The organism is Nonomuraea ferruginea (genome assembly GCF_039540635.1).
GTDB classification, from domain to species: Bacteria; Actinomycetota; Actinomycetes; order Streptosporangiales; family Streptosporangiaceae; genus Nonomuraea; species Nonomuraea ferruginea.
Genome location: NZ_BAABFD010000013.1, coordinates 259,762 through 285,540 on the forward strand (window position 1 = coordinate 259,762; position 25,779 = coordinate 285,540).

Consider the following 25,779-nt stretch of genomic DNA (forward strand, 5'->3'; position numbering starts at 1 on the left):
CGGAACTTCAGCCAGAGCCGAACTCCTCCCAGCTCAACCCACCCGCCGACCGCCCCGACAAACGCCGAAAAATCGCTTTATAAAGGTACGATTCCGCGCCCGTACGAGAGAAAATCTTGCGGATCTCGCGTGACCGATAACCCACGCCCCTATAGTGGGCGCACACCACGGCGCGTGACGCAGAGTCGTCAGTAAGCGACTATCCGCACACACTTCAGGGAGACTCGCCTCATGAGCCTGCCGCCGGACCGTCCGGTTCACCGTTCCGGCGCCGAACTGGGAGACCATCTCGCCCTGCTCCGCCGGCGCTGGCTGCTGTTCCTGGGATGCTTCCTCGCGGGCGGCACCGTGGGGCTGGCGATCATGCGCGTCACCCCGCCCGCCTACACGGCCACCACCTACGTGCTGGTCACCTCGGTGGGCGTCCCGGAGCCCGGCAACCAGGTGACCAGCCGGCAGCGCGAGCAGCTCAACCTCGACACCGAGGCGCAGATCGCCCAGTCGGCCGTGGTCGCCACCAGGGCCGCCGCGCAGGCGGGCACCGCCGACCTCGAACCCGTCGAGGTGTCCGTCCCGCCCAACTCGTCGGTGCTGACGATCTCGGTCACCGCCGCCGAGCCCGGCGACGCCGCGCTGCAGTCACGGGCGTACGCGCAGGCCTACCTGGAACACCGCGCCGACAGCGCGCGCGCGGAGATCGCGGCGCAGCAGCAGCTCGTGGCCGTCAAGCTGCGGCAGGCGAACGCCGCCCTGTCCACGGTCATAGGCGAGCTCCCCGCGCTGCCCAGAGGAGGTCCCGAGCACACCCGCGCGGCGCTCCGGCAGACCGTGCTCTCCCGGCAGGTCGCCGTGCTGACCCAGAAGTACGACGCGCTCAAGACGGTCACGGTGACGCCCGGAGAGGTCATCAGCGCCGCCACCCCTCCCCAGGACCCCAGCTCGCCCAGCCTGCCGCTGCACCTCGGGTCGGGCCTCATGGCCGGGCTGCTGATCGGGGCGGCCGCCGCGCAGGCGCGCGACCGGCTCGACACCCGACTGCGCACGGCGGCCGACGTCGAACGGCTGACCGGGCTGCCCGTGCTGGCCGACGTGACCCGCCCGCTCGACCACGGCGCGCTGCACGAGCTGTCTTCGGCCGTGCTCGCCTCGTGCCCCGGCAAGCGGCTGCTGGTCAAGGCGGTCCCCCCGGCGCTCGGCGGCACGCCGGTGGCCGTGCCGCTGGCCGCGAACGTGCCGCTGGCCGTGCTCGACGGCACCGACGTGGGCGACCTGGCCAGAGCGGACGCGGCGCTCCTGCTGATCGGCCTCGACGGGGCCGACGCCTCCGACGTGGCCTCCGTCGTACGGCTGCTCAGCAGGCAGAGCGTGCCCATCATCGGCGCGGTCACCACGACGGACCTGACGCCCGAGCCTGTCCGGGCGCCGCGCGGCCAGCACACCTCGCTCGGCAAGCTCGTCGCCAGCGGCGAGATCGAGACGGGCATCGGCGCCAGGACCACCGCGCCCATGCACCCGATGCGGCGGCCCCCCGGCTCGGCGACGTGAGAGGACCCGCATGGCCCGTCGCGGCGCTGCTGCTCGGCTACCCGCTCTGGTGGGCGCTGGGGTTCGGCGGGCTGTCGGTGGTCGTGCTGGCCGTGCCCATGGCGGTCATCCTGTGGCGGCGCAGGCCGGTCAGGGTGCCGCCCGGGTTCGGGCTGTGGGTGCTGCTGATCGCCGGCTACCTGCTGAGCGGCCTGATGCTGGACGAGATGCCGCCCGGCACCTATGGCGAGTTGGGCGCGGGCCGGCTGATCGGCTACGGGATGCGCCTGGCGCTGTACGTGGCGGCCCTGATCCTGGTGGTCTACCTGGGCAACCTCACCGAGCGGGAGCTGCCGCAGCTGCGGCTGGTGCGGATGCTCGGCGTGCTGTTCCTCACGGCGGTGGCGGGCGGGCTGCTCGGCGTGTTCGTGCCCGGCCTCTCCTTCACCTCCCCGCTGGAGCTGGTGCTGCCCGACTGGATCTCCGAGCACCCGTTCGTGCAGAACCTCGTCCATCCGACCGCCGGGCAGACGCAGAAGGTGCTCGGTCACGCGCTTCCCAGGCCGGAGGCGCCCTTCGAGTGGGCGAACGCCTGGGGCGGCAACCTGTCGGTGCTGCTCATCTGGTTCGTGGTCGGCTGGTGGGTGTACGGTTCGCGCCGCCGCCGGATGCTGGCCGTGGCGCTGGTGGCGGTGGCGGCCGTGCCGATCGTGTACTCGCTCAACCGGGGGCTGTGGATCGCGCTCGGGCTGGCCGTGTTCTATCTCGCTCTGCGGGTGGGGGGCCGGACCCGGATGGCGCTCTGCGCGGTGACGGCCGCCGCGGCGCTGGCGTTCGTGCTCAGCCCGCTCGCTCCCCTGGTGGCGAAGCGACTGGACAGCCCGCACTCCAACGACATCCGGGCCTTCACCGTCTCGGCCACCGTCGCGGCGACGGGCCACTCCCCCGTCATCGGCTACGGCAACACCCGGCGCGCCATGGGCAGCCATCGTTCGATCACCACCGGGAAGACCTCGTGGTGCCCCGGCTGCGGCCACCCGCCGCTGGGCAGCGACGGTCAGCTCTGGCTGCTGCTGATCTCGCAGGGGCTCACCGGGGCGGTGCTCTACGTGGCGTTCTTCGCCGGGGCGATCCGCCGCCACTGGGCCGACCGCTCGCCGATCGGGCTGGCCGGGGTGCTGGTGATGTGCCTGGTCCTCTTCTACATGCTCGTCTACGACGGCCTGGTCACGCCGCTGAGCCTCTACGCGATCTCGTTCGCGCTGCTGTGGAGGAACACCTCATGAACGACGCCCGGATCCGGCTGATCTACCTGGCCGGCACGATCGACCTGCTCTACCCCGGCCCCGGCGGGCAGCGCGCCTACACCCTGCTGCCGCACGCCCGGCTGCCGCGCCGGCTGGCGCCGCGCCGCTGGTGGCATCCGGGCCGGCCGCTCGCGCTGCCCACGCACGGGTCGATCGCCGAGCACCTGGGCGAGGTGTTCGGCGCCCCGGTGGAGACCGTGGTGCACGTACGGCCCGCGCGCCGGGCCAACCGCAAGCCGGTGCTGGAGGCGTACCGCGAGGGCGAGCGGATCGCGTACGTGAAGATCGGCGACACCGCGCGGAGCCGCGCCCTGGTCGCCAACGAGGCCGCCGCGCTGGACCGGCTCGCCGGCCGGGCGCTGAAGACCGTCGTCGTGCCCTCGGTGCTCCACCACGGGAGCTGGCACGGTCTCACCGTGCTGGCGCTGTCGCCGCTGCCGGTGCGCCGGGGGCGGGTGACCGCCTCGCTGCTGACCCGCGCGGTCGAGGAGATCGCGGCCACCGGCGACGCCGGCGGGCACGCCTGGCACGGCGACCTCTCACCGTGGAACCTCGCGCCCTCCGGTGACGGGCGGCTGCTCGTGTGGGACTGGGAACGGTACGAGACCGGCGTCCCGTACGGGTTCGACGCCCTGCACCACCTCTTCCAGCGGGCGCTGCGGCGCATGGACCCGGCCACGGCGGCGCGTGCCTGCCTGGCCCGGTCGGGGCGGACGCTGGCCCCGCTCGGGCTGTCGGCGGCGCAGGCCAGGCAGACGGCGCTGCGCTACCTGATCGCGCTGGCCGACCGGCACGCCGCCGACGGCCACGAGCCGCTCGGCCCGCCGGGCGACTGGCTGAACCCCCTCGTCGACTATCAGGAGGCCCTGCTGTGAAGACCGCGAAGCAGACGGCGCTGTCCGTGTCCAGGACCACCGGGCGGATGACCTCCGCCGCGCGGATCCTGCCGTCGTTCCTCATCATGGGCGCCCAGCGGTGCGGCACGACCTCGATGTACCGGGCGCTCGCGCAGCATCCGCTGCTCTACAAGCCGGTGCTGCGCAAGGGCGTGCACTACTTCGACACCGACTACTGGCGCGGGCTGCAGTGGTACCGGGCGCACTTCCCGCTGAAGGTCGGCACGGCGCTGCTCACCCGCCGGTTCGGCGGGCTTCCGCAGGCGTTCGAGTCGTCGCCCTACTACCTGTTCCACCCGCTGGCGGCCGAGCGCATCGCCGCCGATCTGCCAGGGGTGAAGCTGATCGTGCTGGTGCGCGACCCGGTCGAGCGGGCCTGCTCGGCGCACGCGCACGAACTGGCCCGCGGGTTCGAGACCGAGGAGAGCTTCGAGCGGGCGCTGGAGCTGGAGGAGGAGCGGGTGGCCGGGGCCGAGGAGCTGCTGCGGACCGGCCCGCACGCCGTGCACCACGCCCACCGCCACCTCGCCTACCTGGCCCGCGGCCGCTACGCCGACCAGCTCGAACGGCTGGAGCCGCTGTTCGGGCGGGAGCGGATCATGGTGATCGACAGCCACCGGTTCTTCGCCGAGCCCGAGCCCGTCTACGACCGGCTGCTGCGTTTCCTCGGCGTGGCGCGGTTCGGTTACCCGGGCTTCTCCCGGCACAACTGGCGGCCGCGGCCCAAGCAGCTGCCCGACTCGCTGCGGCGGGAGCTCATGGACGGGTTCGAGGAGCACGACCGGAGGTTGGTCCGCTGGCTGGGCGGTGAGCCGTCGTGGCGGCGCTGAGACGGGTCGCCCGGGGCGGGCTGGCCGGGGTCACCGGGGCGGCGGTGGGGGCGCTGGCGCAGTTCCTCCTGGTCGTGGTGGTGACCAGGGCCTATCCGGTGGAGGTCGCCGGGGCGTTCTTCACCTCGATCGCGCTGGCGCTGATGGTGGCCGGGGTGGCGAAGCTGGACGCGGGGAACGGGCTGGTGTTCTTCATCGCCCGCGCCGAGACCTACGGATATCACGGCGTTTCGGGATATGTCAGGGCGGCGTTGGTGCCGGTGGCGGTCGTCGCGACCGCCACCGGCCTCCTGCTGTGGCCGGTGCTCGGCGTGCTCGCGCTCGTGCCGCCCGCCATCGCCGTGGCCGACGTGCTGCTCGCCGCCTGCCGGGGCTTCGGCTCGATGCGCCCGACGGTGCTGCTGGACGGGGTGCTGCTGCCGCTCTCCCAGCTCGCCCTGGTCGCAGCCGCGGCCCTGGCCGGGCTCTCCGGCGCCTCGCTCCCCCTCGCCTGGGCGCTCCCGTACCTGCCCGTCGTGGCGCTGGCGGCGCTCGCCCTGCGCGGCCGGGCGCCGCGCACCCCCTACCTGCCGGGAACGGCACGCGACCTGTGGCGGCACACCGCGCCCCGGTCGGCGGCGGGCGCGATCCAGGCGGTGTTCCAGCGGCTCGACATCGTGATCGTGGCCGCGCTCGGCGGCCCGGTCCAGGCCGCCGTCTACACCGCCGCCACCCGATTCAAGGTCGTCGGCCAGCTCGCCGGCCAGGGCCTCGCCCAGGCTGCCCAGCCCCGCCTGGTGAAGGCGCTGGCCGACGGCGACCTGTCCAGGGTCAGGGAGCTCTACCAGGTGACGACCATGTGGCTGGTGCTGGCGACCTGGCCGATCTGGCTCGGGTACGCCGTGCTGGCGCCGTGGCTGCTGCGCGTCTTCGGTCCCGGCTACGCCTCGGCGGTGCCGGTGGCGCTGGTGCTGGCGGCCACGATGATGGCGGCGACGGGGTGCGGCATGGTCGACGTGGTGCTCACCGCGGCCGGCCACACCACCGCCAGCCTGCTCAACCTCACCGCCGCCGTCACCTGCACACTCGCGCTGGACCTGGCGCTGATCCCCTCTCACGGCGCGCTGGGGGCGGCGATCGGCTGGGCGGGCGGCGTGCTGGTCAAGAACGCGCTGCCGCTCTGGCAGCTCCACCACCGCTACGGCCTGCGCCCGTTCGGCCGCCACAGCCTGGCCGCGCTCCGCCCGCGCACCTGGGCGGCGGCGTGAGCGGCCCGCCCGTGCTGGTCACCGGGCTGCCCAGGAGCGGGACGAGCTGGACGGGCAAAATGCTGGCGGCCGGCGGTGAGCTGGTCTACGTGAACGAGCCGCTCAACCCGCAGCACCCGCCCGGCCGCTGCCCCGGAGTCCTGCGCGCCCGGGTCTCGCACCGCTTCCAGTACATCTGCGACGACAACTCCGCCGCCTGGCTGCCCGCCTTCCGCGCCACCGTGGCCCTGCGCTACGGCTGGGCCGCCGAACTCCGGGTCAACCGCACGCCGTACGATCTGGCGCGCATGGTCCGGTACGGTGCCGCGTTCACCCTCGGACAGCTGACGGGGCGGCGGGCGCTGCTGGACGACCCGTTCGCGGTGCTGTCGTCGGCCTGGTTCGCCGAGCGGCTGGGGTGCCGGGTGATCGCCCTGGTCCGCGACCCGGTGGCGTTCGTGGCGAGCTGGCAGCGGCTCGGCTGGACGATCTACTTCCACGAGCTGCTCGAACAACCGCTGCTCGTCCGCGACCACCCCGAGGTGCTGCGCCTGCGCGCCCTGGTCGGCTCGCAGGACCGGGTGGCCAAGGCGGCTGCGCTGTGGCGGGTGACGCGCACGATCCTGTCACGCGTCCCCGGCATCCTGGTGACCTCCTACGACGACCTGGCCGCCGACCCGGTGCCGGGCTTCCGCGACCTGTACGGGTACGCCGGCCTGCGCTGGAGCCCCGCCGCCGAACGCCGGATCGTCCAGGCGTGCACCGGCGGCGGCCCGCCCGCCGGCGGCTTCGCCTGGTCGGGTCTCTCGCGCACGGCGTACCGTCCCATGGACTCCCGCCTCGCCGCCCGATCCGGCTCCCGCGGCCTCACCGAGGCGGAGATCGCCCGTGTCCGGGAGCTGACCGGCCCGGAGACGACCACCGTCCGAGCTTGAGTCGCCGCAGCCGCTACGCGCGCCGTCCGCGCGGCAGGCAGCGGCGCAGCGCGCTCGTGATGAGCAGGCGCGCGGCGAAGGGCAGGTCGTCCACCAGGTAGCGCCTGGCCAGCCGCCGGGGCTCGGTCATGAGCCGGTGCAGCCACTCCAGCCCTCGGCGGCGCATCCAGGCGGGCGCGCGCGACACCGTCCCGGCCGCGAACCCGATGGCCGCCCCGCACCCCAGGAACCACGCCTCGGGCAGGTCGCGCCGCAGCTCGGCGATGAGCAGGTCCTGCCGGGGGAACCCGAAGCCGGCGAACACGATCGCCGGCCGCGCCGCCACGACCTTCCGCCGCACCCGCTCCCGTCCCTCCGCCGTCCGGTCGAACCCGTACGGCGGCGCGTCCACCCCGCGCACCTCCAGGCCGGGACAGCGCCGCGCCAGTTCCCCGGCCGCCGCCTCGGCCACTCCCGGCGGCCCGCCCAGCAGATAGACCGGCCAGCCGGCGCGCGCCGCCATCGCGCTCAACGACCAGATCAGATCCGCTCCCGTCACCCGCCCCGGCAGCGGCGTCCCCCGCAGCCGGGCCGCCCACACCAGCGGCATCCCGTCGGCCACCACCACGTCGGCCCCCGCCACGAGCTCGGCGAGCCCCGGATCCCGTCGCACGGCCCGGCAGATGTCCACGTTGGGCGTCACGATCCGCCCTCCGCGCCCCGCCGCCAGCTCGCCGGCCACCCACGCCACGACCTCGTCCTCGCCGACGGGGTCGATCCCCACCCCGCCGACGACCACCCTCGGGGCACGAGGTGCCGCCGCTCCGTGGACGCGAGTCTTCAGGGTCTCCGGCGTACGGGACCGGGTCTGGGCGGTCAAATGCCACGTCCTCGCTGGTGAAGGAGGGAGAGGACCGCGGAGGCCGGCAGGAGACCGGCGGCGACGGCCAGGGCCAGCAGGGCGCGGGGTTCGGTGGGGCGGGCGGCCCAGGTGCGGGCGGCCCAGCGGGCGGCGGCGCGGCGGCGGCGCAGCGCGGCGTGAGCGAAGGCCAACTGGCCGTAGACCCGGGCGGCGCCGCGGGAGTCGCCGGTCAGCTCGGGATGGCGGGCCAGCATCCACTCCAGCCCGGCGATCCGGTCGGACCAGCGGGAGGCGTAGTGGGAGCCGCCCCAGCGGACGCGGACCAGCGGCCGGTCGGCGCAGGCGATGGGGCGGCTCTTGGCGGCGCGCAGGGCGAGGTCCCAGTCCTCGTTCTGGCCGCCGGGCGCGCTCTCGTCCACCCAGATCACCCCGCGCCGGAAGAGGAACGTCGAGGAGTGCACCATGACCATCCGCGACCTCACCAGGTCGGCCGCCGTCACCGTCTCGGTCCCGGCCTGCCTGGGCACCACCCGCCCGCCGTACTCGACCTCGATCCCGCAGCTCGCGAACCACGCCCCGGCGTCCATCGCCGCCACCTGGGCGGTCAGCTTGCCCGGCAGCCACACGTCGTCGTCGTCGCAGAACGCGACCAGGTCGCTGCCGCACGCGGCGATCCCGGTGTTGCGCGCCCCGGGCAGCCCGGGGCTGAGCCGGTTGGGCAGGACGCGCACCGGCAGCCCCGCCACCTGGTCCTCCACCACGCGGACGTCGACCCCGTCCGCGACCACCACCACGTCGCACGCCCCCGCGTAGTCCTGCGCCAGCACCCCCCGGACGGCCTCCCGCAACCACTCACTCCGGTCGCCCCGGGTGCAGATCACGACACCGACCGACGGACCCCTCGAAGAACCGGTCTGCCGGGTCATGTCGCGCTCCCGTACCCGTAGCGGGCTCTGAGCGGCCAGGTGAGGGCGGCGACCAGGCTCTGGCGGCGGCGCGGCAGCCCGTGGCGCCAGGTGTCGTCGCGGGAGAGCTCGATCGGCCCCGCCCCGAACCGCATCGGGTTGCCGGACGCCGTGTGGGCGGTGGTCAGGTGGGCGGTGGTGCCGTGCAGGAAGGGCAGCCGGGACGGCGGCAGCCCCAGCTCGCCGGCCAGCGCCCCGAGCGTGTCGCCGGGCGCCGCCACCAGGTCCTCGTAGCGGATCCGGGTGACGCGGGCGCCACGGCGGGCGAGCAGCTCCAGGGCGAGGTTCTGGGCCGTCCAGTGGACGGCGGTGCGCACGGGACCCCAGCGGGTCATCGGCCTGCCGTTCTCCGGGCGCTCGACAGTCCTGCCCCAGGAGTGGGCGACGGCGCGCGGCTCGCGCACGACCTGGACGATGTGCGGGTCCAGCCCGCCTTCGAGCAGGCAGTACGCGAGCGAGGCATGCTTGCTGGAGTCGACCACCAGACCGGCTCCCGCGACGCCGGCCGCGGCCTCGTAGAGCAGGCGGTAGGCCCGGACGTACTCGGGGAGGTCGGCGTGGGCGCGGCCGAGCCGGCGCGTGCGGTCGACCCGGCGGCGCAGCGCCATCACCCGCCCGGCCAGCCCGGGAGTCCACCCCCCGAAGGCCTTCTCCCCCACCTGCCGCCAGAACGGGCAGGCCGGGAACGCCCTCCCGCATCCGCACGGCTCACCGGCCAGCACACCCCGCTCCCACAGGTGCACCACCTCACCGAGCGGCGCCACCCCGGGCAGCTCGCCGAGCAGGCGTTCGAGCAGGGTGGTGCCACTGCGGCCGAGGCCGCCCAGGAAGATCACACGTGGGGTCACGGACGGAGCTCCACCTCGCGGACACGGAACGTGGAGACTCTAGCGCGGAGAGTAATCGTGCGATCGCGAAACGTAAAAAGGATCTACCCACCGCGACAGAAAGCCCGGGCCTTCGGCGGAAGGCCCGGGCCGCCGTGTCGGCGCGACGTGAAGGTCAGCGGGAGTCGATGATCATGCCGGCGCCGACCGTGCCGTTGGTGGACTCGTCGATCAGGATGAAGCCGCCGGTGAGGCGGTTGCGCCCGTAGTCGTCGACGAACAGCGGCTGGGTGACCCGCAGCGTGACGCGGCCGATCTCGTTGAGACCCAGCGAGGTGGCCTCCTCGTCACGGTGGAGCGTGTTGACGTCGAGGCGGTACTGCAGGTCGCGCACCAGCGCGCGGGCGGTGCGGGTGGTGTGCTTGATGGCGAACTTGGAGCGCGGCGCCAGCTTCGCCCCGTCGCCCATCCAGCAGATCATCGCCTCCAGGTCCTGGGCGACCTGTGGCTGGTTGTTGGGCCGGGCGATCATGTCGCCGCGCGAGATGTCGAGGTCGTCCTCGAAGCGCAGCGTCACCGACATGGGCGGGAACGCCTCCTCCACCGGCCCGTCGAAGGTGTCGATGGCGGCGATCCGGGTGGTGAGCCCGGACGGCAGGTGGACGACCTCGTCGCCGGGCTTGAGCACGCCGCCGGCCACCTGGCCGGCGTAGCCGCGGTAGTCATGGAAGGCGTGGTCGGTGGCCTTCTGCGGACGGATCACGTACTGCACCGGGAAGCGCACGTCGACCAGGTTGCGGTCGGAGGCGATGTGCACGTTCTCCAGGTGGTGGAGCAGCGAGGAGCCCTGGTACCAGGGCATGTTCTCGGAGCGGGACACCACGTTGTCGCCGTGCAGCGCCGAGATGGGGATGAACGTCAGGTCGCCCACGTTGAGCTTCGAGGCGAAGGCGGTGAACTCCTCGCGGATCTCCTCGAAGCGGTCCTCGGAGTAGCCGACGAGGTCCATCTTGTTGACCGCGAGGACCAGGTGGGGCACCCGCAGCAGCGAGGCCAGGAAGGCGTGGCGGCGCGACTGCTCCAGCAGGCCCTTGCGGGCGTCGATCAGGATGATCGCCAGGTCGGCGGTGGAGGCGCCGGTCACCATGTTGCGGGTGTACTGGATGTGACCCGGGGTGTCGGCGATGATGAACTTGCGGCGCGGCGTCGCGAAGTAACGGTAGGCCACGTCGATGGTGATGCCCTGCTCCCGCTCGGCGCGCAGGCCGTCGGTGAGCAGCGACAGGTCGGTGTATTCGGTGCCGCGGTCGCGGGAGGTGCGCTCGACGGCTTCGAGCTGGTCCTCGAAGATCGCCTTGGAGTCGAACAGGAGTCGCCCGATCAGGGTGGACTTGCCGTCGTCGACGCTCCCCGCAGTGGCAAAGCGAAGAATGTCCATTAGAAGTAGCCCTCCCGCTTGCGGTCCTCCATGGCGGCCTCCGAGGCGCGGTCGTCGGCCCTGGTGGCCCCGCGCTCGGTGATCCGGGTGACCGCGATCTCCTCGATGATCTCCTCGACCGTGGCGGCCTTCGACTGCACGGCGCCCGTGCAGGTCATGTCGCCTACGGTGCGGTAGCGTACGACGGCCTCGAAGAGCGGCTCGTCGTCGCCGCGCTGGACCACGTCGCTGTCGGGCAGCAGCATGCCGTCGCGCTCGAAGACCTTGCGCGTGTGGGCGAAGTAGATGGAGGGGATCTCGATGCCCTCACGCCGGATGTAGTCCCAGACGTCGAGCTCGGTCCAGTTGGACAGCGGGAAGACCCGGATGTGCTCGCCCCTGCGGATGCGGGCGTTGTAGAGGTTCCACAGCTCGGGGCGCTGACTCTTCGGGTCCCACTGACCGAAGTCGTCGCGGAAGGAGAACACCCGCTCCTTGGCCCTGGCCTTCTCCTCGTCGCGCCGGGCGCCGCCGAAGACGGCGTCGAACTCGTGCTCCTCGATGGCGTCGAGCAGGGGGACGGTCTGGATCCGGTTGCGGGAGGCCCGCCTGCCGGTGTCCTCGGTGACCCGCCCGCTGTCGATGGCGTCCTGGACGCTCGCCACGACGAGGCGGGCGCCGAGCTCGGCGGCCCGCCGGTCGCGGAACTCGATCACTTCCTCGAAGTTGTGGCCCGTGTCGACGTGCATCAACGGGAACGGGATGGGCGCGGGCCAGAACGCCTTCTCGGCGATGCGTAGCATGACGATCGAGTCTTTACCGCCGGAGAAGAGCAGACAGGGTCGCTCGAATTCGGCCGCCACCTCGCGCATGATGTGCATGGCCTCGGCTTCGAGTACGTCGAGCTGCGACGTGGTGTAGTCGCGCTGGAGCATGAGGGTCTTCCTCCGGCGGTTCAGCGGTGCAGGTCCCGGATCCCGGCGAGCAGTGATCGCGCCAAGTCGGGTAGGGAAACCAGGATATCGGGTAGTGAGGGGTCGGCTTGGTTATAGACCGGGGGCGTGCCGTCGATGCGGCTGGCGTGCGCCCCGGCGGCGAGTGCGACGGCCACCGGCGCGGCGGAGTCCCACTCGTACTGGCCGCCGGCGTGCACGTAGGCCTCGACCTCTCCGGTCAGCACGGCGGAGATCTTCGCGCCCGCCGATCCGATGGGCACCAGGTCGGCGCCGACGTGGTCGGCCAGCCGCCGCACGAACTCCGGCGGGCGGGTGCGGCTCACCGCGATGCGGAAGCGGCCCTCGGGGGCGGCGGGCAGCTTGGGCGGCTCGGCCGTGGTCAGCGTGCGGCCCTGGGCGGGCAGGGCGACGGCGCCGGCCGCCAGCCGGCCCCGCTCCCACAGCGCGACGTGCACGGCCCAGTCGGCGCGGCCCTCCTCGGAGAACTCGCGGGTGCCGTCGAGCGGGTCGACGATCCACACCCGGTCGGCGCTCAGCCTGCGCGGGTCGAGCCGCTCCTCACGGGTGGCCTCCTCCGACAGGACGCTGTCGTCGGGCCTGAGCCGGGCCAGCGCCTCCATCAGGAACTCGTGGGCGGCCCTGTCGCCCTTCGCGCGCAGCGCGCCGGGGTCGCCGAACCCCTCGCGCTCGCGGACCGCCAGCAGGAGAGCTCCCGCCTCGGTCGCCAGATCGGCTGCGACGGTGTGGTCGTCGCGATTCGTCATCAATATGCTCCTTGCCCACGTGCGACGGCCGACCAAGTCTTCCACAGGATCTGGAGATCGAGCGTGAGCGACCAGTTCTCCACGTAACGCAGGTCCAGTCGGACGGATTCCTCCCAGGACAGGTCGGACCGGCCCTTCACCTGCCAGAGCCCGGTCAGCCCCGGGCGGACGAGCAGCCTCCTGCGCACGTCGTCACCGTAGCGCGCCACCTCCTCGGGCAGCGGCGGACGCGGCCCGACCAGCGACATGTGGCCGAGCAGCACGTTGATGAGCTGGGGCAGCTCGTCGAGCGAGTAGCGGCGCAGGTAGACGCCGAGCGGGGTCACCCGGGGGTCGTGGCGGACCTTGAACAGCGGGCCGTCGCCGTCGCTGACCAGCGTGAGCTTCTGCCGCTCCGACCCGCGCCGCATGGTGCGGAACTTCAGGATGGTGAAGAGCCGGCCGTCGCGCCCCACCCGCGTCTGGCGGAACAGCGCCCGCCCCGGGCTGGTCGCGCGCACCGCGATCGCCAGCGCGGCCAGCAGCGGGGAAAGCAGCACCAGCAGCGAGGCGGCCACCAGGCGGTCGAACACGTTCTTGACGAGCTGGCGGGCGCCGGCCAGTTGGGGGTGCTCGACGTGCAGCAGCGGCAGCCCGGCCGCGGGCCTGATCGTGGTGCGCGGCCCGGCGACGTCCATCAGCGCCGGGGCCACCACCAGCTCCGTGTGGGTCGCCTCCAGCCGCCAGGCCAGCCGGCGCAGCGCCACGCCGTCCATCTCGGGGCAGGCGAGCACGGCCACGGTGTCGGCCTGCACCTGGTCGACGACGAGCGGCACGTCGCTGAAGTGGCCGGCCACGGGCACCTGGGTCACGCCACTGGGCGACGCGCCGTCGGGCAGGCAGGCCGCCACCACGTCCAGCCCGTGGTGGCGCTCCAGCCGGAACAACCGCACCAGCTCGTCGATCGACGGCCCGTGGCCCACGGCCAGGACCCTGCGCATGCAGGCGCCTCCGGCCCTGCGCCGGTGCAGACTCCGGCGCAGCGCGTACCGGAACCCGAGCGTCAGCAGGGTGACCAGCGGCAGCGCGAGCACCACGTAGCCGCGGGCGACGTCGGCCTTGGTGAGGTACGAGCCGACGGCGAGGGCCGCGGTGAGCCCGACGCCGCATCGCACGATTCTCTGGAACTCCTCGGAGCCGATGCCGATCATGCGCGGCTCGTACGCCCTGTTGAGCGCGACCGCGCACACCCACACCGCCGGCAGCACCGCGCTGAGCAGGAGGTACGGCAGCGCGTAGGCGGTGACGTCGCCGAACCTGCAGCAGAAGGCGGCGGTGGCGGCGAGGCAGGCGGCGAGCAGGTCGGCGGCCATGGCGCGGATCTGGTAGCCGCGCACCCAGGTGGGCCGCCTGGGCCCCGCAGGCCAGGCGAGGGAAGGGCCGGCTTCGACGACGGCCAGCCCTTCGCCACGAGATCCCTCACGCACGCGCCCTCCCCGTGACCGATAGTTGACACACAGTCACCAGATCGTAGCGGTGGGTGAGGGGCGCCGCCCGCGAACGTCTCTATGCGGGGATCAGCGAGGAGGGCCGGAAATCTTGAGATCTGACCGGTGGAAGTCGTTCTGGGTGGCTTCGAGCCCGCGTTCCATCAGCGACTCGGCCACGTCGGCCGCCCGGTCGACGAGGAAGGGCAGGTCCTTGCGCTCGGCGGTGGCGAAGTCCTTCAGCACGAAGGCGGCGGGGTCCATGCGGCCGGGCGGGCGCCCGATGCCGAACCGGACCCGCAGGTAGTCGCGGGTGCCGAGGCTCTTGGTGATGGACTTGAGCCCGTTGTGGCCGTTGTCGCCGCCGCCCAGCTTGGCGCGGAGCGCGCCGTACGGCACGTCGAGCTCGTCGTGCACCACGATGAGCCGGTCGGGCCCGATCTTGTAGAAGTCGGCGAGCGCCTTGACCGGCCCGCCGGAAAGGTTCATGTACGTCAGCGGCTTGGCCAGGACGGCGGCCCGCGTCTCCAGCGCCTCGGCCCGGCTCTTGTGCGCCTTGAACCGCCCGCCCGCCCGGGCGGCCAGCTCGTCGAGCACCATGAAGCCCGCGTTGTGCCTGTTGCCCGCGTAGCCGGGACCGGGGTTGCCGAGCCCGACGATCAGCCAGCGGTCCATGTGTTCCTCTCAGAACGGGACGGGGCAGCGGGCGCACGGCCCGCTGCCCCGTCACCGGACGTCACTCGGCGGCGGCCTCGGCGGTCGCCGCTTCCTCGACCACGGTGCCCTCTTCCTCGGCCGGGGCCTCGGTCGGCTTGGCGATCACCTGGACGATCACGGTCTCCGGGTCGGCCTCCTTGAGCGAGGCGCCCTCCGGGAGCTGGATCTGGGCGGCGGTGATGGAGGCGCCGACCTCCATGCCCTCGACGTCGACCTCGACGCCGGTCGGGATGTTGGTGGCCTCGGCCTCGACCGACAGCGTGGTGAACTGCAGGTCGAGCAGGCCCTCGGGGTTGACGACGCCGACCGTGTTGACCGGGATCTCGACGGTGACCTTCTCGCCGCGCTTGACCAGGAGCAGGTCGACGTGCTCGACGAAGCCCTTGATCGGGTCGCGCTGGACGCCCTTGGGCAGCGCCAGCTCGTTGACGCCGTCGCCCTCCAGGCGGATCAGCACGTTGGCGGTGCGCAGCGCGAGGAGGACCTCGTGGCCGGGCAGCGTGAGGTGCTTGGGCTCGATGCCGTGCCCGTAGAGGACGGCGGGCACCTTGTTGTCACGGCGGATCTTGCGGGCGGCGCCCTTGCCGAACACGGTGCGCGGCTCGGCGGCGATACGGACTTCAGACACGACATCTCCTAGGGATGCAGCGATCGGATTACTGCGCTCCCCCTCACCCGCCCTAGCGGAAGGCGTTACGAGCGCAACCTGGTCAGTCTATAGCGTCGCGCGGCGGGCTCCGTCAGCGTCGGCTGCCGGGCCCGCCGCCGGTGGCTAGGAGTCGCCCTCGAACAGGCTGGTCACCGAGCCGTCGGTGAAGATCTCGGTGATGGCGCGGGCGATGAGCGGCGCGATCGACAGGACGGTCAGCTTGTCGAACTGCTTCTCCTGCGGCAGGGGCAGTGTGTTGGTGACGATGACCTCGGAGATGCGGGAGTTCTTCAGCCGGTCGACCGCGGGGTCGGAGAAGACCGCGTGGGTCGCGGCGACGATCACGTTGGTGGCGCCCTGCTCGTAGAGGGCGTCGGAGGCCTTGCAGATGGTGCCGGCGGTGTCGATCATGTCGTCGATCAGCACGCAGGTGCGGCCGCGCACCTTGCCGACGACCTCGTTGACCTTCACCGAGTTGGCCACGTCGAGGTCGCGGCGCTTGTGGATGAAGGCCAGCGGGGTGCCGAGCGTGTCGGCCCAGCGCTCCGAGAGCCGCACCCGGCCGGTGTCGGGCGAGACCACGGTGGTGTTGGCCAGGTCGAGCCGGTTCTTCAGGTGGCTCTCCAGCACCGGCATGGCGAACAGGTGGTCGACCGGGCCGTCGAAGAAGCCCTGTATCTGCGAGGTGTGCAGGTCGATCGACATGAGCCGGTCGGCGCCGGCGGTCTTGAACAGGTCGGCCATCAGCCGGGCGGTGATGGGCTCGCGGCCGCGGCCCTTCTTGTCCTGCCTGGCGTAGCCGAAGAACGGCATGACCACGGTGATGCGCTTCGCGGAGGCCCGCTTGAGCGCGTCGACCATGATGAGCTGCTCCATGATCCACTGGTTGATCGGCTCGGTGTGAGCCTGGATCACGAAGGCGTCGCAGCCTCGTACGGATTCGAGGTAGCGGGCGTAGATCTCGCCGTTGGCGAAGTCGGTCAGTTTGGTGGGGGTGAGGGAGACGCCGACGTGTTCGGCGATCTCCTCGGCCAGCGCCGGGTGCGCTCGCCCGGAGAAGAGCATGAGGTTCTTCTCTCCGGGCTGCTTGATGCTGGTCATGAGCCATTCTCCCGCTGTTGCTGCTCGGCCAGCGCCCGCTCGGCGGCCGCTGCCGACTTCGTGCCCGCGCGCCTGCGCAAGACCCATTTCTCGATGTTGCGCTGACGCGCTCTCGCCACCCCGATCGCCCCGGGTGGCACGTCGCCGTCGATGACCGAGCCGGCCGCCGTGTAGGCGCCGTCGCCGATCGTCACCGGGGCGACGAGCATGGTGTCGCATCCCACGAAGGCGCCGTCGCCGACCGTGGTGCGGTGTTTCTCGACGCCGTCGTAGTTGACGAAGACCACGGCCGCGCCGATGTTGGCGCCGTCGCCGATGTCGGCGTCGCCGGCGTAGGTCAGGTGTGGCACCTTGGACCCCTCGCCGACCTTGGAGTTCTTCATCTCGACGAAGGTGCCGGCCTTGGACCTGCGGCCGAGGACCGTGCCGGGGCGCAGGTAGCAGTAGGGGCCGACGCTGGCCTCCGGGCCGATCTCGGCCTGGTCGGCGACGGCGTTGCGCACGACGGCGCCGGCGCCGACCCGGGTGGCGGTCAGCGTGGTCGCGGGGCCGACCTCGGCGCCGGCCTCGACGACGGTGCGGCCGTGGAGCTGGGTGCCGGGGTGGATGACGGCGTCGGGCTCGATCACGACGTCCACGTCGACCCAGGTGGTGTCGGGGTCGACGACGGTGACGCCGGCGCGCATGTGGCGCTCCAGCAGCCGCCGGTTGAGCACCTTGCGGGCGAAGGCGAGCTGGACGCGGTCGTTGACGCCCTCGACCTCGGTGTGGTCGGCGACGGTGCAGGCGCCCACGCGGTGGCCGTCGCCGCGCAGGATCGCCAGCACGTCGGTGAGGTACTCCTCGCCCTGGGCGTTGTCGGTGGAGACCCGCTTGACGGCATCGGCCAGCAGCTCGCCGTCGAAGGCGTAGATGCCGGAGTTCATCTCCCTGATCGCGCGCTGCTCCGCGCTCGCGTCCTTCTCCTCGACGATCTCCATGACGGCGCCGTCCGCGTCGCGCACGATGCGGCCGTAGCCGGTCGGGTCGGGGACCTCGGCGGTGAGCACGGTGACCGCGTTGCCGTCGGACTCGTGCCGCTCCAGCAGCTCGGCCATGGTCTCGGCGCGGAGCAGCGGGACGTCCCCGTACGTGACCAGGACCGTGCCGGAGATCGTGCCGACCTCCTCCAGGACGGTGCGGACGGCGTGGCCGGTGCCGCGCTGCTCGCGCTGGACGACGGCGCGGGCGTCGGGGCTGGTGCGGGCGAGGTGGCCGCCGACGCGTTCGAGCGCGTGGCCGATGACGACGACGAGCCGCTCGGGGCCGAGGTCACGGGCGGCGGCGAGCATGTGGTCGACCAGGGCTCGGCCGCACAGCTCGTGCAGGACCTTCGGGGTCTGGCTCTTCATCCGGGTGCCCTCGCCCGCGGCGAGGACGATGACTGTTGCCGGGCGCGGCACACTCACGGACTGAGGCTCCCTGTGGATTGATTGATCAGGGCAAAGGCGCGGCTACCGCACCGCCACCCTCCCGACACCGTGAGAATACCTGCCCGCCATGTGGCGCCCCTATGGGGGGAGCGGCGGTAAAGCTCCCGGAAGAGGATTCGAACCCCTACAAAGTGGACCAAAACCACTTGTCCTGCCGATTAGACGATCCGGGACCGGTCAGACGCCAGGCGCCCGACACATTCCTACGATACCGACCCCGCGCCCGGGTCCGCGCCCCGAATACCGGCTACACGCCGGGGCAGTCCGGCACATTGAGGTCTTCCTAACTTACGTTTGCGTAGGTTACGGTGACGTAGGAAGGACATTAGTCCCGGAAAGATCCAGAGAGGTTGCCCATGACCGTTCTTGCCGAGCGCTCGACACCCGGCCCGAAGCCCGACTTCGAACCAGAGCCACGCACCAGAGCCGAACTCGTGACCTTCGCGCTCGTCGTCGGGCTCCCCCTGGTCGCGATCGCGGCGGCGGTCCCCTTCGCCTGGGGATGGGGTCTCGGCTGGACCGACATCGCCATCGCCGGCGTCTTCTACGTGGTCTCCGGGCTCGGCGTGACCGTCGGGCTGCACCGCTACTTCACGCACGGCTCCTTCAAGGCCAAGCGGCCGCTCAAGATCGCTCTGGGCGTCGCCGGCAGCCTCTCGCTGGAGATGTCCGTGCTCGACTGGGTGGCGACGCACCGCAAGCACCACAAGTTCTCCGACAAGGAGGGCGACCCGCACTCCCCCTGGCGCTTCGGGCCCGGCTTCAGGTCGATGTCCAAGGGCCTGCTCTACGCCCACATGGGCTGGCTGTTCGACGCCGAGCGCACCAACCGCGAGAAGTACGCCCCCGACCTGGTCAAGGACCCGGACGTGATGAGGCTGCACCGGTGGTTCGGCGCGCTGGCCCTCACCTCGATCGTGCTGCCCGCCGTCATCGGCGGCCTGGTCACCTGGTCCTGGCAGGGCGCGCTGACCGCCTTCTTCTGGGGCACGCTGGTCCGCATCGGCCTGCTGCACCACGTCACCTGGTCGATCAACTCGATCTGCCACGTGTTCGGCGAGGAGGAGTTCCAGGTCCGCGACAAGTCGCGCAACGTCTGGTGGCTGGCCATCCCGTCCTTCGGCGAGTCCTGGCACAACCTGCACCACTCCGACCCGACCTGCGCCAGGCACGGCGCGCTGAAGGGCCAGATCGACATCAGCGCGGCCATCATCCGGCTCTTCGAGAAGCTCGGCTGGGCCCACGACGTCCGCTGGCCGTCGCCGGAGAGGCTGGCGGCGAAGCGGATTGTCTGATATTTCGACGGCGGTGGCCGGTGATCCGCCTGTCACCGCCATTATGGGAACCGTGACCGAATCCCGTTCGCGCAGGCGCATGACCGGTAGAGAGCGCAGAGAGCAACTGATCCTGATCAGTCGCACGCTGTTCGCCGAGAAGGGGTTCGACGGGACCTCGATAGAGGAGATCGCCGCGACGGCGCAGGTTTCCAAGCCGGTGGTCTACGAGCACTTCGGCGGCAAGGAAGGCGTCTACGCCGTGGTCGTCGACCGGGAGATGCAGAAGCTCCTGAGCATGATCACCGAGGCGCTCTCCGCCAGCCACGCCCTCGTCAAGCTGGAGCGCGCCGCCCTGGCGCTGCTGCGCTACATCGAGGAGAGCAGCGAGGGCTTCCGCATCCTGGTCCGCGACTCCCACGCGGCCTCCGGCACCGGCACGTTCGCCAGCCTGATCAGCGAGATCGCCAGCCAGGTGGAGGACGTGCTGGCCGACGAGTTCGCGGAGCGCGGCTACGAGCCGAAGCTGGCGCCGATGTACGCGCAGATGCTCGTCGGCATGGTGGCGCTGACCGGCCAGTGGTGGCTCGACGCGCGCAAGCCGGCCCGCGAGGAGGTCGCGGCCCACCTGGTCAACCTGGCCTGGAACGGTCTGACCGGGCTGAACCCGCAGCCGGCGCTCTCCGCGACCACCCGCCAGCAGGTGCCGGCCAAGCCGCGCGCCGGCGACAAGGAGCTGCGCGAGCTGGAGAAGGCGCGCGAGAAGGAGCTGAAGGAGGCCGAGAAGGCCCGCCAGCGCGAGCTGCGCGAGGCGGAGAAGGCCAGGCTCCGCGAGCTCAAGGAGCGCGAGCGCCAGCTCAAGGAGGCCGAGAAGGAGCGCGAGAAGGTCCTCAAGGAGGCCGAGAAGGCCCGCGAGCGCGAGGAGCGGCTGCGCCAGCGCGAGGCCCGGCTGGCCGAGCGCGCCGCCCGGCTGGGGCAGGGCGAACCACCCGAATAAGTCGTTGCGGGAGAGTTAACGTCCCGTTCAACCTAAGTGGGCATATTTCAGATATGTCCGTTGAGCCACTCCCGCCCGACCACGACCTGCCCCTTCCGCAAGAGCGGTTCCTCAACCGCGAGGAGAGCTGGCTGCAGTTCAACGAACGGGTCCTGGAGCTGGCCGAGGACCCGTCGCTGCCGCTGCTGGAGCGGGTCCGCTTCCTGTCCATCTTCGCCAGCAACCTGGACGAGTTCTTCCGCGTACGGGTCGCGGGCCTGAAGCGCCGCATGGCCACCGGCCTGCTGCTGCGCACCAAGAGCGGGCTCAAGCCGAGCGAGGAGCTGGCCAGGATCGCCACCGTGGCCGACGCGCTCGCCAAACGGCACGCCGCCGCCTTCCACGAGCAGATCCGCCCGCGGCTCGCCGCCGAGGGCATCGAGATCGTCCGCTGGGACGAGCTGGGCCGCGAGGAGCGCACGGAGCTGCGCAAGCTCTTCAGGGAGCGGATCAGGCCGGTGCTGACGCCGCTGGCCGTCGATCCCGCGCATCCGTTCCCGTACATCTCGGGTCTGAGCCTCAACCTGGCCGTCGTGGTGCGGAACCCGTCGAACGACCACACCGTGTTCGCCAGGGTCAAGGTGCCCTCGCAGCTGCCGCGGCTGGTCCAGCCGTCCCCGAACCGGTTCGTGCCGCTGGAGGACGTGATCGCGGCCCACCTGGGGCAGCTGTTCAAGGGCATGGAGATCGTCCAGCACCACGTCTTCCGGGTGACCAGGAACGAGGACCTGGAGGTCGACGAGGACGTCACCGAGAACCTCATGCAGGCGCTGGAGAAGGAGCTGCGCCGCCGCAGGTTCGGGCCGCCGGTGCGGCTGGAGGTCGAGGACACGATCTCCCAGGAGGTCCTCGACCTGCTGGTGGAGGAGCTGGAGCTCGATCCGCACGAGATCTACCGGATCCCCGGGCCGCTGGACATGACCGGCCTGAACGTGATCGCGGACCTGGACCGCGGTGAGCTCGCCTACCGCCCTTTCGTGCCGGCCGAGGCGATCGGCGCCGCCGATGACGTCTTCGCGGTGCTGCGTGAGCGCGACGTGCTGCTGCACCACCCGTACGACTCGTTCGCCACCAGCGTGCAGCGCTTCATCGAGGCGGCCTCCGCCGACCCGCGCGTGCTGGCGATCAAGCAGACCCTCTATCGCACCAGCGGCGAGTCCCCGATCGTGGACGCGCTCATCGACGCGGCCGAGGCCGGCAAGCAGGTCGTGGTGGTCGTGGAGATCAAGGCCAGGTTCGACGAGCACGCGAACATCTCCTGGGCGCGCAAGCTGGAGCGGGCCGGCTGCCACGTGGTCTACGGCGTGGTGGGGCTCAAGACCCACTGCAAGCTGGCGCTGGTGGTGCGGCAGGAGCCGTCGGGCGAGCTGCGCCGCTACTGCCACATCGGCACCGGCAACTACAACCCCAAGACGGCCAGGCAGTACGAGGACTTCGGCCTGCTCACCGCGGACCCGCTGGTCGGCGAGGACGTCACGGACCTGTTCATCCACCTGACCGGCTACTCCCACCACTCGGCCTACCGGCGGCTGCTGGTCGCCCCGCACTCGCTGCGCGGCGGGCTGCTGGCCAGGATCGAGCGGGAGATCGCCCACCAGCGGGCGGGCCGCCCCGCGCGGATCAGGATCAAGACGAACTCGCTGGTGGACGAGCCGATCATCGACGCGCTCTACCGCGCCTCGCGCGCCGGCGTGCCGATCGACCTGTGGGTGCGCGGCGTGTGCACGCTGCGCCCCGGCATCCCGGGCCTGTCGGAGACCATCCGGGTGCGGTCGGTGCTGGGCCGGTTCCTGGAGCACTCCCGGGTGTACGAGTTCGGCCTGGGCAGGCGGCCGGAGGTGTGGATCGGCAGCGCCGACCTGATGCGCCGCAACCTGGACCGCCGGGTGGAGGCCCTGGTCAAGGTGACCGCGCAGCAGCACAAGGCGTACCTCGTGGACCTGATGGACCGGGTGATGGCCGACACGACGAACACCTGGTGGCTGAACGGCGACGGGAACTGGGTCCGCCACCCGGGCGAGGACCTGCAGAGCCGCCTGATCGGGATGCGCCGCTGGAGGAGCGTTGACGACTGACCCGCTCCGCGCCGCCGGAGCCGTGATCTGGCGCGGCGAGGAGAGCCGCCCCGAGGTCGCCCTCGTCCACCGCCCTCGCTACGACGACTGGACCTTCCCGAAAGGGAAGCTGAAGTCCGGCGAGCACGTGATCGCCGCCGCGCTGCGCGAGGTGCGCGAGGAGACCGGGCTGACCGTGGCGCTCGACCGCGCCCTGCCGCCCGTGCACTACCCGCACGGGACCCGGCTCAAGCGGGTGGACTACTGGGCGGGCCGGGTGGCGGAGGAGGGCCCGTTCGTCGCCGGCGACGAGGTCGACGAGCTGCGCTGGCTCCCCGTGGACCAGGCCCGCGAGCTGCTGACCTACGAGTGGGACGCGGGCCTGCTGCGCGCGCTGTCGGCCGCGCCGCTCGCCACCGTCCCGCTGGTGCTGGTACGGCACGCCTCCGCCGGGTCGCGCCAGACCTGGCAGGGCGCGGACTCGCTGCGCCCGCTCGACGCCGAGGGGCTGGCCCAGGCGGCGGCGCTGGCCACCGTGCTGCCCGCGTACCGGCCCGCCGTCCTGCTCAGCTCGCCCAGTCTCAGGTGCGTCCAGACGCTCGCGCCGTACAGCTCGCACCTGCGGCTGGAGCCGCTGCTCAGCGAGGAGGGGCAGGACCCGCGCAAGACCACCGCCCTGGTCGGCGAGCTGACGGAGCGCGCGGCCGTGTGCAGCCACGGCAAGGTGCTGCCCCCTCTCATCGCCGCGCTCAGCGGCAGGGACGTGCGCCTGCGCAAGGGCGCGTTCGCGGTGCTGCACCGGGTGGGCGAGCGGGTGGTCTGCGCGGAGCGGTACGGGCTATAGCACCTTCTCGACGCCGGCCATGGTCTCCGACCAGACGCGGGGGAAGTCCTCGTGCGCCCGGTCGGCGGCGGCTCGCTCCAGCCCGGCCAGGACGCCGTAGGTGAAGGTGTCCTCGCCCGCCCTGCGCGCGGCCCCCGCCTCCTCGGCCAGCGTCTCCTGGGCGACGACCCCGTCCTGGTGGGCGCCGAGCACCTCCTGCACGTCCTCGGCCAGCTTGGCAAGCGTCCCCATGCGCTTGCCAAGCGTGTCGCGCAGCGCCTCGGCGGTGTAGCGGGCGCGCTTGGCCGCCTTGCGCACGTCGTGCATGGCGATCTCGCGCTGCTCGGGGTCGTCGATGGCCTGGGCGGTCTCGTACGCCTTCGTCACCCGGTTCCAGTTGGCTGCGGCGACGTCGGCGAGCCGCGTCTCGGCCGGGTCGGCCGCGGCCTTGCCCAGCTCGGGCTCGGACACCAGCGCGTCGAGGGCGTCGAGCAGGGCGTAGTAGCGCTCGCCGCCGAGCGTCTCCCTGATCGTGTCGTAGCCTTCCCGCTCGCGCCTGAGCAGGTCGTCGCCGAGCCGGGCCCGGACGGGGCCGACGACCAGCTCGGGCGGGAGCCCGGCCAGCTCGCGGGCGAACCTGGCCCTGATCACCTCCAGGTCGCGGACCTCGCCCAGCACGCCGCCGAGCCAGCGCAGCTCGTCCTGGATCTCGCTGGTGTTCCTGACGACGGGTTTGAACGCCTTGAGCGCGCTGCGGAGCCTGCGGGCGGCGACGCGCATCTGGTGCACCGCGTCCTCCTCCTCGCGGCGCACCCGGGGGTCCTGGGAGAGGAGGGCCGTCACCTGGCCGGACAGATAGGCCATGACGGTGTGGCCCGCGGTTCCCGGTTCGAGGCCGGCGTGGGGGGCGGGCGGCGGGTCGAGGAGCTTGGCCAGCTTGCTGGTGGCCGGCGACGGCGTGGCGCCCGCCTTCCTGAGCCGCTTGCCGGTCTTGGCCAGCAGCTTCTCGTCGCCCTCCAGCAGCTCCGCCTCGACCTCGCGCCAGCGCATCACCGCCGGCGGGTCCGTGCCGTACACCGTGCCCTTGACCCGGTCGTCGGCGATCTCCACCAGCTTGCGGTCGCCGTCCTTGAGCAGGGTGACGCTCCTGCGGGTGTCGAGCTCGGCCACCACGCCCAGCTCGGCGCCCCGGGTGTAGGCGCGCACCAGCTCGGCCAGCTCGGCCGGGACGACCTTGGTGCTGCGGGTCAGCGGGATCGCGATCTCCTGCCGTACCCCTTTGGCCTTGGGCAGCTTCAGGTGCCAGCCGGGGTCGGCGCCGCCGCGCCTGCGTCTGAGAGTGACGCCGCGCCTGGCCAGCCGCAGGTCGGGGGTGTCGTAGTAGAGGGCGACGAGTTGGAAGCTCTTCGGGCCGACGACCTCGGCCAGGCCGCTCAGGTCAGGCAGCTGGTAATCGGCGGTGACGTCGAACTTGTCCTCGATCTCGATGCCCACGACACCTCACAAAAAGGTCGGATTTCGGACAATAATGCCACTCTACGCAGGCTCGTCACATGGCCTGAAGCAGCTCGATCCTGTTCCCTACGGGATCTTCGACGTACACCCTCCGGAAGCCGGGGAACAGGTCGTCGGGCACCGCGCCGGGGAGCTGGGCCACGAGCGCGTCCAGATCGTCCACCAGGAACGCCGGGTGCGCCTTGCGCGGCGGGCGGAAGTCCTCCTCTATCCCGAGATGGACCTCCAATCCGGGGCCGCGGAACCAGACGCCGCCCCGCTTGGCCAGCTCCGGCGGCTTCGGCACCTCACGCAGGCCGAGGATCCCGGCGTAGAACGCCCTCAGCTCGGGTTCGCTGCCGGGCGGCGCGGCGAGCAGGACGTGGTGCAGGCCAGTGATCATTTCTGCGCCACCACGAAGATCCGGCGGAACGGGAACGGCGTCCCGTACGACCCTGCCGGGTAGGCCCGCGCCAGCCGTTCGGCCAGCTCGGCCGTGAACCGCGCGCGCTCGCGGTCGTCCAGCCGGTCGAGCACGGGCCGCAGCGCGGTGCCGGAGACCCAGCCGAGCACCGGGTCCTCCCCCTCCAGCACGTGCACGTACGTGGTCTCCCAGGCGTCCACCCGGCAGCCGAAGCCGCTCAGCAGGTCCAGGTACTCGACCGCGTCGCCGACGGGCCTGCCCCGATCGAGGTCGCCGAGCCGGTCCACCCAGCCGGGGGACGCGCACAGCTCGCGGATGGCGGCGTGGCTCGGGGCGTCGTAGTTGCCCGGCACCTGGAAGGCCAGCCAGCCTCCGGGGCTCAGCGCGTCCACCCACCGCTCGACGACGACGCGGTGCTCGGGCACCCACTGGAGGGCGGCGTTGGAGACGATCACGTCGACCGGCCTGTCAGGGTGCCAGGTGGCCACGTCGGCGACGGCGAAGGAGACCCCGCCGCCCAGCTCCCGCGCCTTGGCGATCATGGCAGGCGAGGAGTCGAAGCCCAGCACCTCCGCCCCGGGCCAGCGCCGGGCCAGCTCGGTGGTCAGCTCGCCGCTGCCGCATCCGGCGTCCACCACATATGCCGGGCTCTCGGCCCGTACTCTGGCCACGAGATCGAAGAACGGCCGCGACCGTTCGTCGCCGTAGCGGGCGTACGTGTCAGGGTCCCACATATCTCTTGACATAGAGATAATTGATATCGAGCTATTTATCTCGATGT

Annotated in this window: 24 protein-coding genes and 1 tRNA gene; 10 read left to right on the plus strand and 15 right to left on the minus strand. The window is 72.0% G+C overall.

Annotation, left to right across the window (positions count from 1 at the left end; genetic code table 11):
• Positions 1-231 precede the first annotated feature (231 nt).
• Genes ABD999_RS25220 through ABD999_RS25245 form a run of 6 tightly spaced genes read left to right on the plus strand, consistent with a single transcriptional unit; the run spans position 232 to position 6,718 of the window.
• Positions 232-1,545 (plus strand): Wzz/FepE/Etk N-terminal domain-containing protein, encoded by a 1,314-nt coding sequence (locus tag ABD999_RS25220; protein WP_148029121.1) that lies wholly within the window; start codon positions 232-234, stop codon positions 1,543-1,545.
• The gene (locus ABD999_RS25225; RefSeq protein ID WP_271279219.1) at positions 1,542-2,810 is read left to right on the plus strand and encodes a hypothetical protein; all 1,269 of its coding nucleotides are present in this window, start codon (positions 1,542-1,544) and stop codon (positions 2,808-2,810) included. Before ABD999_RS25220 ends, ABD999_RS25225 begins: the two co-directional genes overlap by 4 nt.
• Entirely contained in the window at positions 2,807-3,706 is a 900-nt protein-coding gene (locus tag ABD999_RS25230; RefSeq protein ID WP_271279218.1) for a hypothetical protein, read from the plus strand. Before ABD999_RS25225 ends, ABD999_RS25230 begins: the two co-directional genes overlap by 4 nt.
• Positions 3,703-4,557, plus strand: coding sequence for a sulfotransferase domain-containing protein (locus ABD999_RS25235; protein WP_271279217.1), 855 nt, complete (start codon positions 3,703-3,705; stop codon positions 4,555-4,557). Before ABD999_RS25230 ends, ABD999_RS25235 begins: the two co-directional genes overlap by 4 nt.
• Complete coding sequence (locus tag ABD999_RS25240) at positions 4,545-5,804, plus strand: lipopolysaccharide biosynthesis protein (RefSeq protein ID WP_271279216.1); 1,260 nt, start codon at positions 4,545-4,547, stop codon at positions 5,802-5,804. Before ABD999_RS25235 ends, ABD999_RS25240 begins: the two co-directional genes overlap by 13 nt.
• A complete protein-coding gene (locus ABD999_RS25245) occupies positions 5,801-6,718 on the plus strand; it encodes a sulfotransferase (protein ID WP_148029117.1) in 918 nt (305 codons plus the stop codon). Before ABD999_RS25240 ends, ABD999_RS25245 begins: the two co-directional genes overlap by 4 nt.
• 13 nt (positions 6,719-6,731) lie before the next feature.
• Here the strand turns inward: ABD999_RS25245 and ABD999_RS25250 are convergent, their stop codons facing one another.
• The 12 genes from ABD999_RS25250 to ABD999_RS25305 all read right to left on the minus strand — a co-directional run bounded on the left by ABD999_RS25250 (position 6,732) and on the right by ABD999_RS25305 (position 18,066).
• Positions 6,732-7,577: a WecB/TagA/CpsF family glycosyltransferase gene (locus ABD999_RS25250; RefSeq protein ID WP_271279215.1), complete on the minus strand. Its 846-nt coding sequence runs from the start codon at positions 7,575-7,577 to the stop codon at positions 6,732-6,734.
• Entirely contained in the window at positions 7,574-8,485 is a 912-nt protein-coding gene (locus tag ABD999_RS25255) for a glycosyltransferase family 2 protein (protein WP_271279214.1), read from the minus strand. Before ABD999_RS25255 ends, ABD999_RS25250 begins: the two co-directional genes overlap by 4 nt.
• Positions 8,482-9,372, minus strand: a complete 891-nt coding sequence (locus ABD999_RS25260) for a sulfotransferase family protein (RefSeq protein ID WP_271279213.1) — start codon at positions 9,370-9,372, stop codon at positions 8,482-8,484. Before ABD999_RS25260 ends, ABD999_RS25255 begins: the two co-directional genes overlap by 4 nt.
• Positions 9,373-9,526: 154 nt before the next feature.
• Positions 9,527-10,789 (minus strand): sulfate adenylyltransferase subunit CysN, encoded by a 1,263-nt coding sequence (gene cysN / locus ABD999_RS25265; protein WP_148029113.1) that lies wholly within the window; start codon positions 10,787-10,789, stop codon positions 9,527-9,529.
• Positions 10,789-11,703, minus strand: a complete 915-nt coding sequence (gene cysD / locus ABD999_RS25270; protein ID WP_148029112.1) for a sulfate adenylyltransferase subunit CysD — start codon at positions 11,701-11,703, stop codon at positions 10,789-10,791. The genes cysN and cysD overlap by 1 nt, the downstream gene beginning before the upstream one ends.
• 20 nt (positions 11,704-11,723) lie before the next feature.
• Positions 11,724-12,488: a 3'(2'),5'-bisphosphate nucleotidase CysQ gene (locus tag ABD999_RS25275; protein WP_187280932.1), complete on the minus strand. Its 765-nt coding sequence runs from the start codon at positions 12,486-12,488 to the stop codon at positions 11,724-11,726.
• A complete protein-coding gene (locus ABD999_RS25280; protein ID WP_271279223.1) occupies positions 12,488-13,840 on the minus strand; it encodes a sugar transferase in 1,353 nt (450 codons plus the stop codon). The genes ABD999_RS25275 and ABD999_RS25280 overlap by 1 nt, the downstream gene beginning before the upstream one ends.
• A gap of 204 nt (positions 13,841-14,044) precedes the next feature.
• Positions 14,045-14,629 (minus strand): aminoacyl-tRNA hydrolase, encoded by a 585-nt coding sequence (gene pth / locus ABD999_RS25285; protein ID WP_148029110.1) that lies wholly within the window; start codon positions 14,627-14,629, stop codon positions 14,045-14,047.
• Between the two features lie 61 nt (positions 14,630-14,690).
• Positions 14,691-15,299 (minus strand): 50S ribosomal protein L25/general stress protein Ctc, encoded by a 609-nt coding sequence (locus ABD999_RS25290; RefSeq protein ID WP_271279212.1) that lies wholly within the window; start codon positions 15,297-15,299, stop codon positions 14,691-14,693.
• A 144-nt stretch (positions 15,300-15,443) separates the two neighbouring features.
• Positions 15,444-16,421 (minus strand): ribose-phosphate diphosphokinase, encoded by a 978-nt coding sequence (locus ABD999_RS25295; protein ID WP_148029108.1) that lies wholly within the window; start codon positions 16,419-16,421, stop codon positions 15,444-15,446.
• Positions 16,418-17,869, minus strand: a complete 1,452-nt coding sequence (gene glmU / locus ABD999_RS25300) for a bifunctional UDP-N-acetylglucosamine diphosphorylase/glucosamine-1-phosphate N-acetyltransferase GlmU (protein WP_271279480.1) — start codon at positions 17,867-17,869, stop codon at positions 16,418-16,420. Before glmU ends, ABD999_RS25295 begins: the two co-directional genes overlap by 4 nt.
• Positions 17,870-17,994: 125 nt before the next feature.
• Positions 17,995-18,066, minus strand: a tRNA-Gln gene (locus ABD999_RS25305).
• A 183-nt stretch (positions 18,067-18,249) separates the two neighbouring features.
• On the opposite strand from ABD999_RS25305, the gene ABD999_RS25310 reads away from it, so the two are divergent.
• The 4 genes from ABD999_RS25310 to ABD999_RS25325 are packed head-to-tail and all read left to right on the plus strand — an operon-like array spanning position 18,250 to position 23,101.
• Positions 18,250-19,188 (plus strand): acyl-CoA desaturase, encoded by a 939-nt coding sequence (locus tag ABD999_RS25310; RefSeq protein ID WP_148029106.1) that lies wholly within the window; start codon positions 18,250-18,252, stop codon positions 19,186-19,188.
• 43 nt (positions 19,189-19,231) lie between these two features.
• Entirely contained in the window at positions 19,232-20,164 is a 933-nt protein-coding gene (locus tag ABD999_RS25315) for a TetR/AcrR family transcriptional regulator (RefSeq protein WP_148029105.1), read from the plus strand.
• 53 nt (positions 20,165-20,217) lie between these two features.
• The gene (locus ABD999_RS25320; protein WP_271279481.1) at positions 20,218-22,278 is read left to right on the plus strand and encodes an RNA degradosome polyphosphate kinase; all 2,061 of its coding nucleotides are present in this window, start codon (positions 20,218-20,220) and stop codon (positions 22,276-22,278) included.
• On the plus strand, positions 22,268-23,101 hold the full coding sequence (locus tag ABD999_RS25325; RefSeq protein WP_271279482.1) for an NUDIX hydrolase: 834 nt from the start codon (positions 22,268-22,270) through the stop codon (positions 23,099-23,101). The genes ABD999_RS25320 and ABD999_RS25325 overlap by 11 nt, the downstream gene beginning before the upstream one ends.
• Here ABD999_RS25325 and ABD999_RS25330 read toward each other — a convergent pair.
• Genes ABD999_RS25330 through ABD999_RS25340 form a run of 3 tightly spaced genes read right to left on the minus strand, consistent with a single transcriptional unit; the run spans position 23,096 to position 25,732 of the window.
• A complete protein-coding gene (locus tag ABD999_RS25330) occupies positions 23,096-24,574 on the minus strand; it encodes a CYTH and CHAD domain-containing protein (protein WP_271279483.1) in 1,479 nt (492 codons plus the stop codon). The two genes, ABD999_RS25325 and ABD999_RS25330, sit on opposite strands and share 6 nt — an antisense overlap.
• A gap of 55 nt (positions 24,575-24,629) precedes the next feature.
• Positions 24,630-24,977 carry a VOC family protein gene (locus ABD999_RS25335; RefSeq protein ID WP_271279484.1) on the minus strand — a complete coding sequence of 116 codons (348 nt, stop codon included), beginning with the start codon at positions 24,975-24,977 and terminating at the stop codon, positions 24,630-24,632.
• Positions 24,974-25,732, minus strand: coding sequence for a trans-aconitate 2-methyltransferase (locus tag ABD999_RS25340; protein WP_271279485.1), 759 nt, complete (start codon positions 25,730-25,732; stop codon positions 24,974-24,976). Before ABD999_RS25340 ends, ABD999_RS25335 begins: the two co-directional genes overlap by 4 nt.
• Between the last annotated feature and the right edge of the window lie 47 nt (positions 25,733-25,779).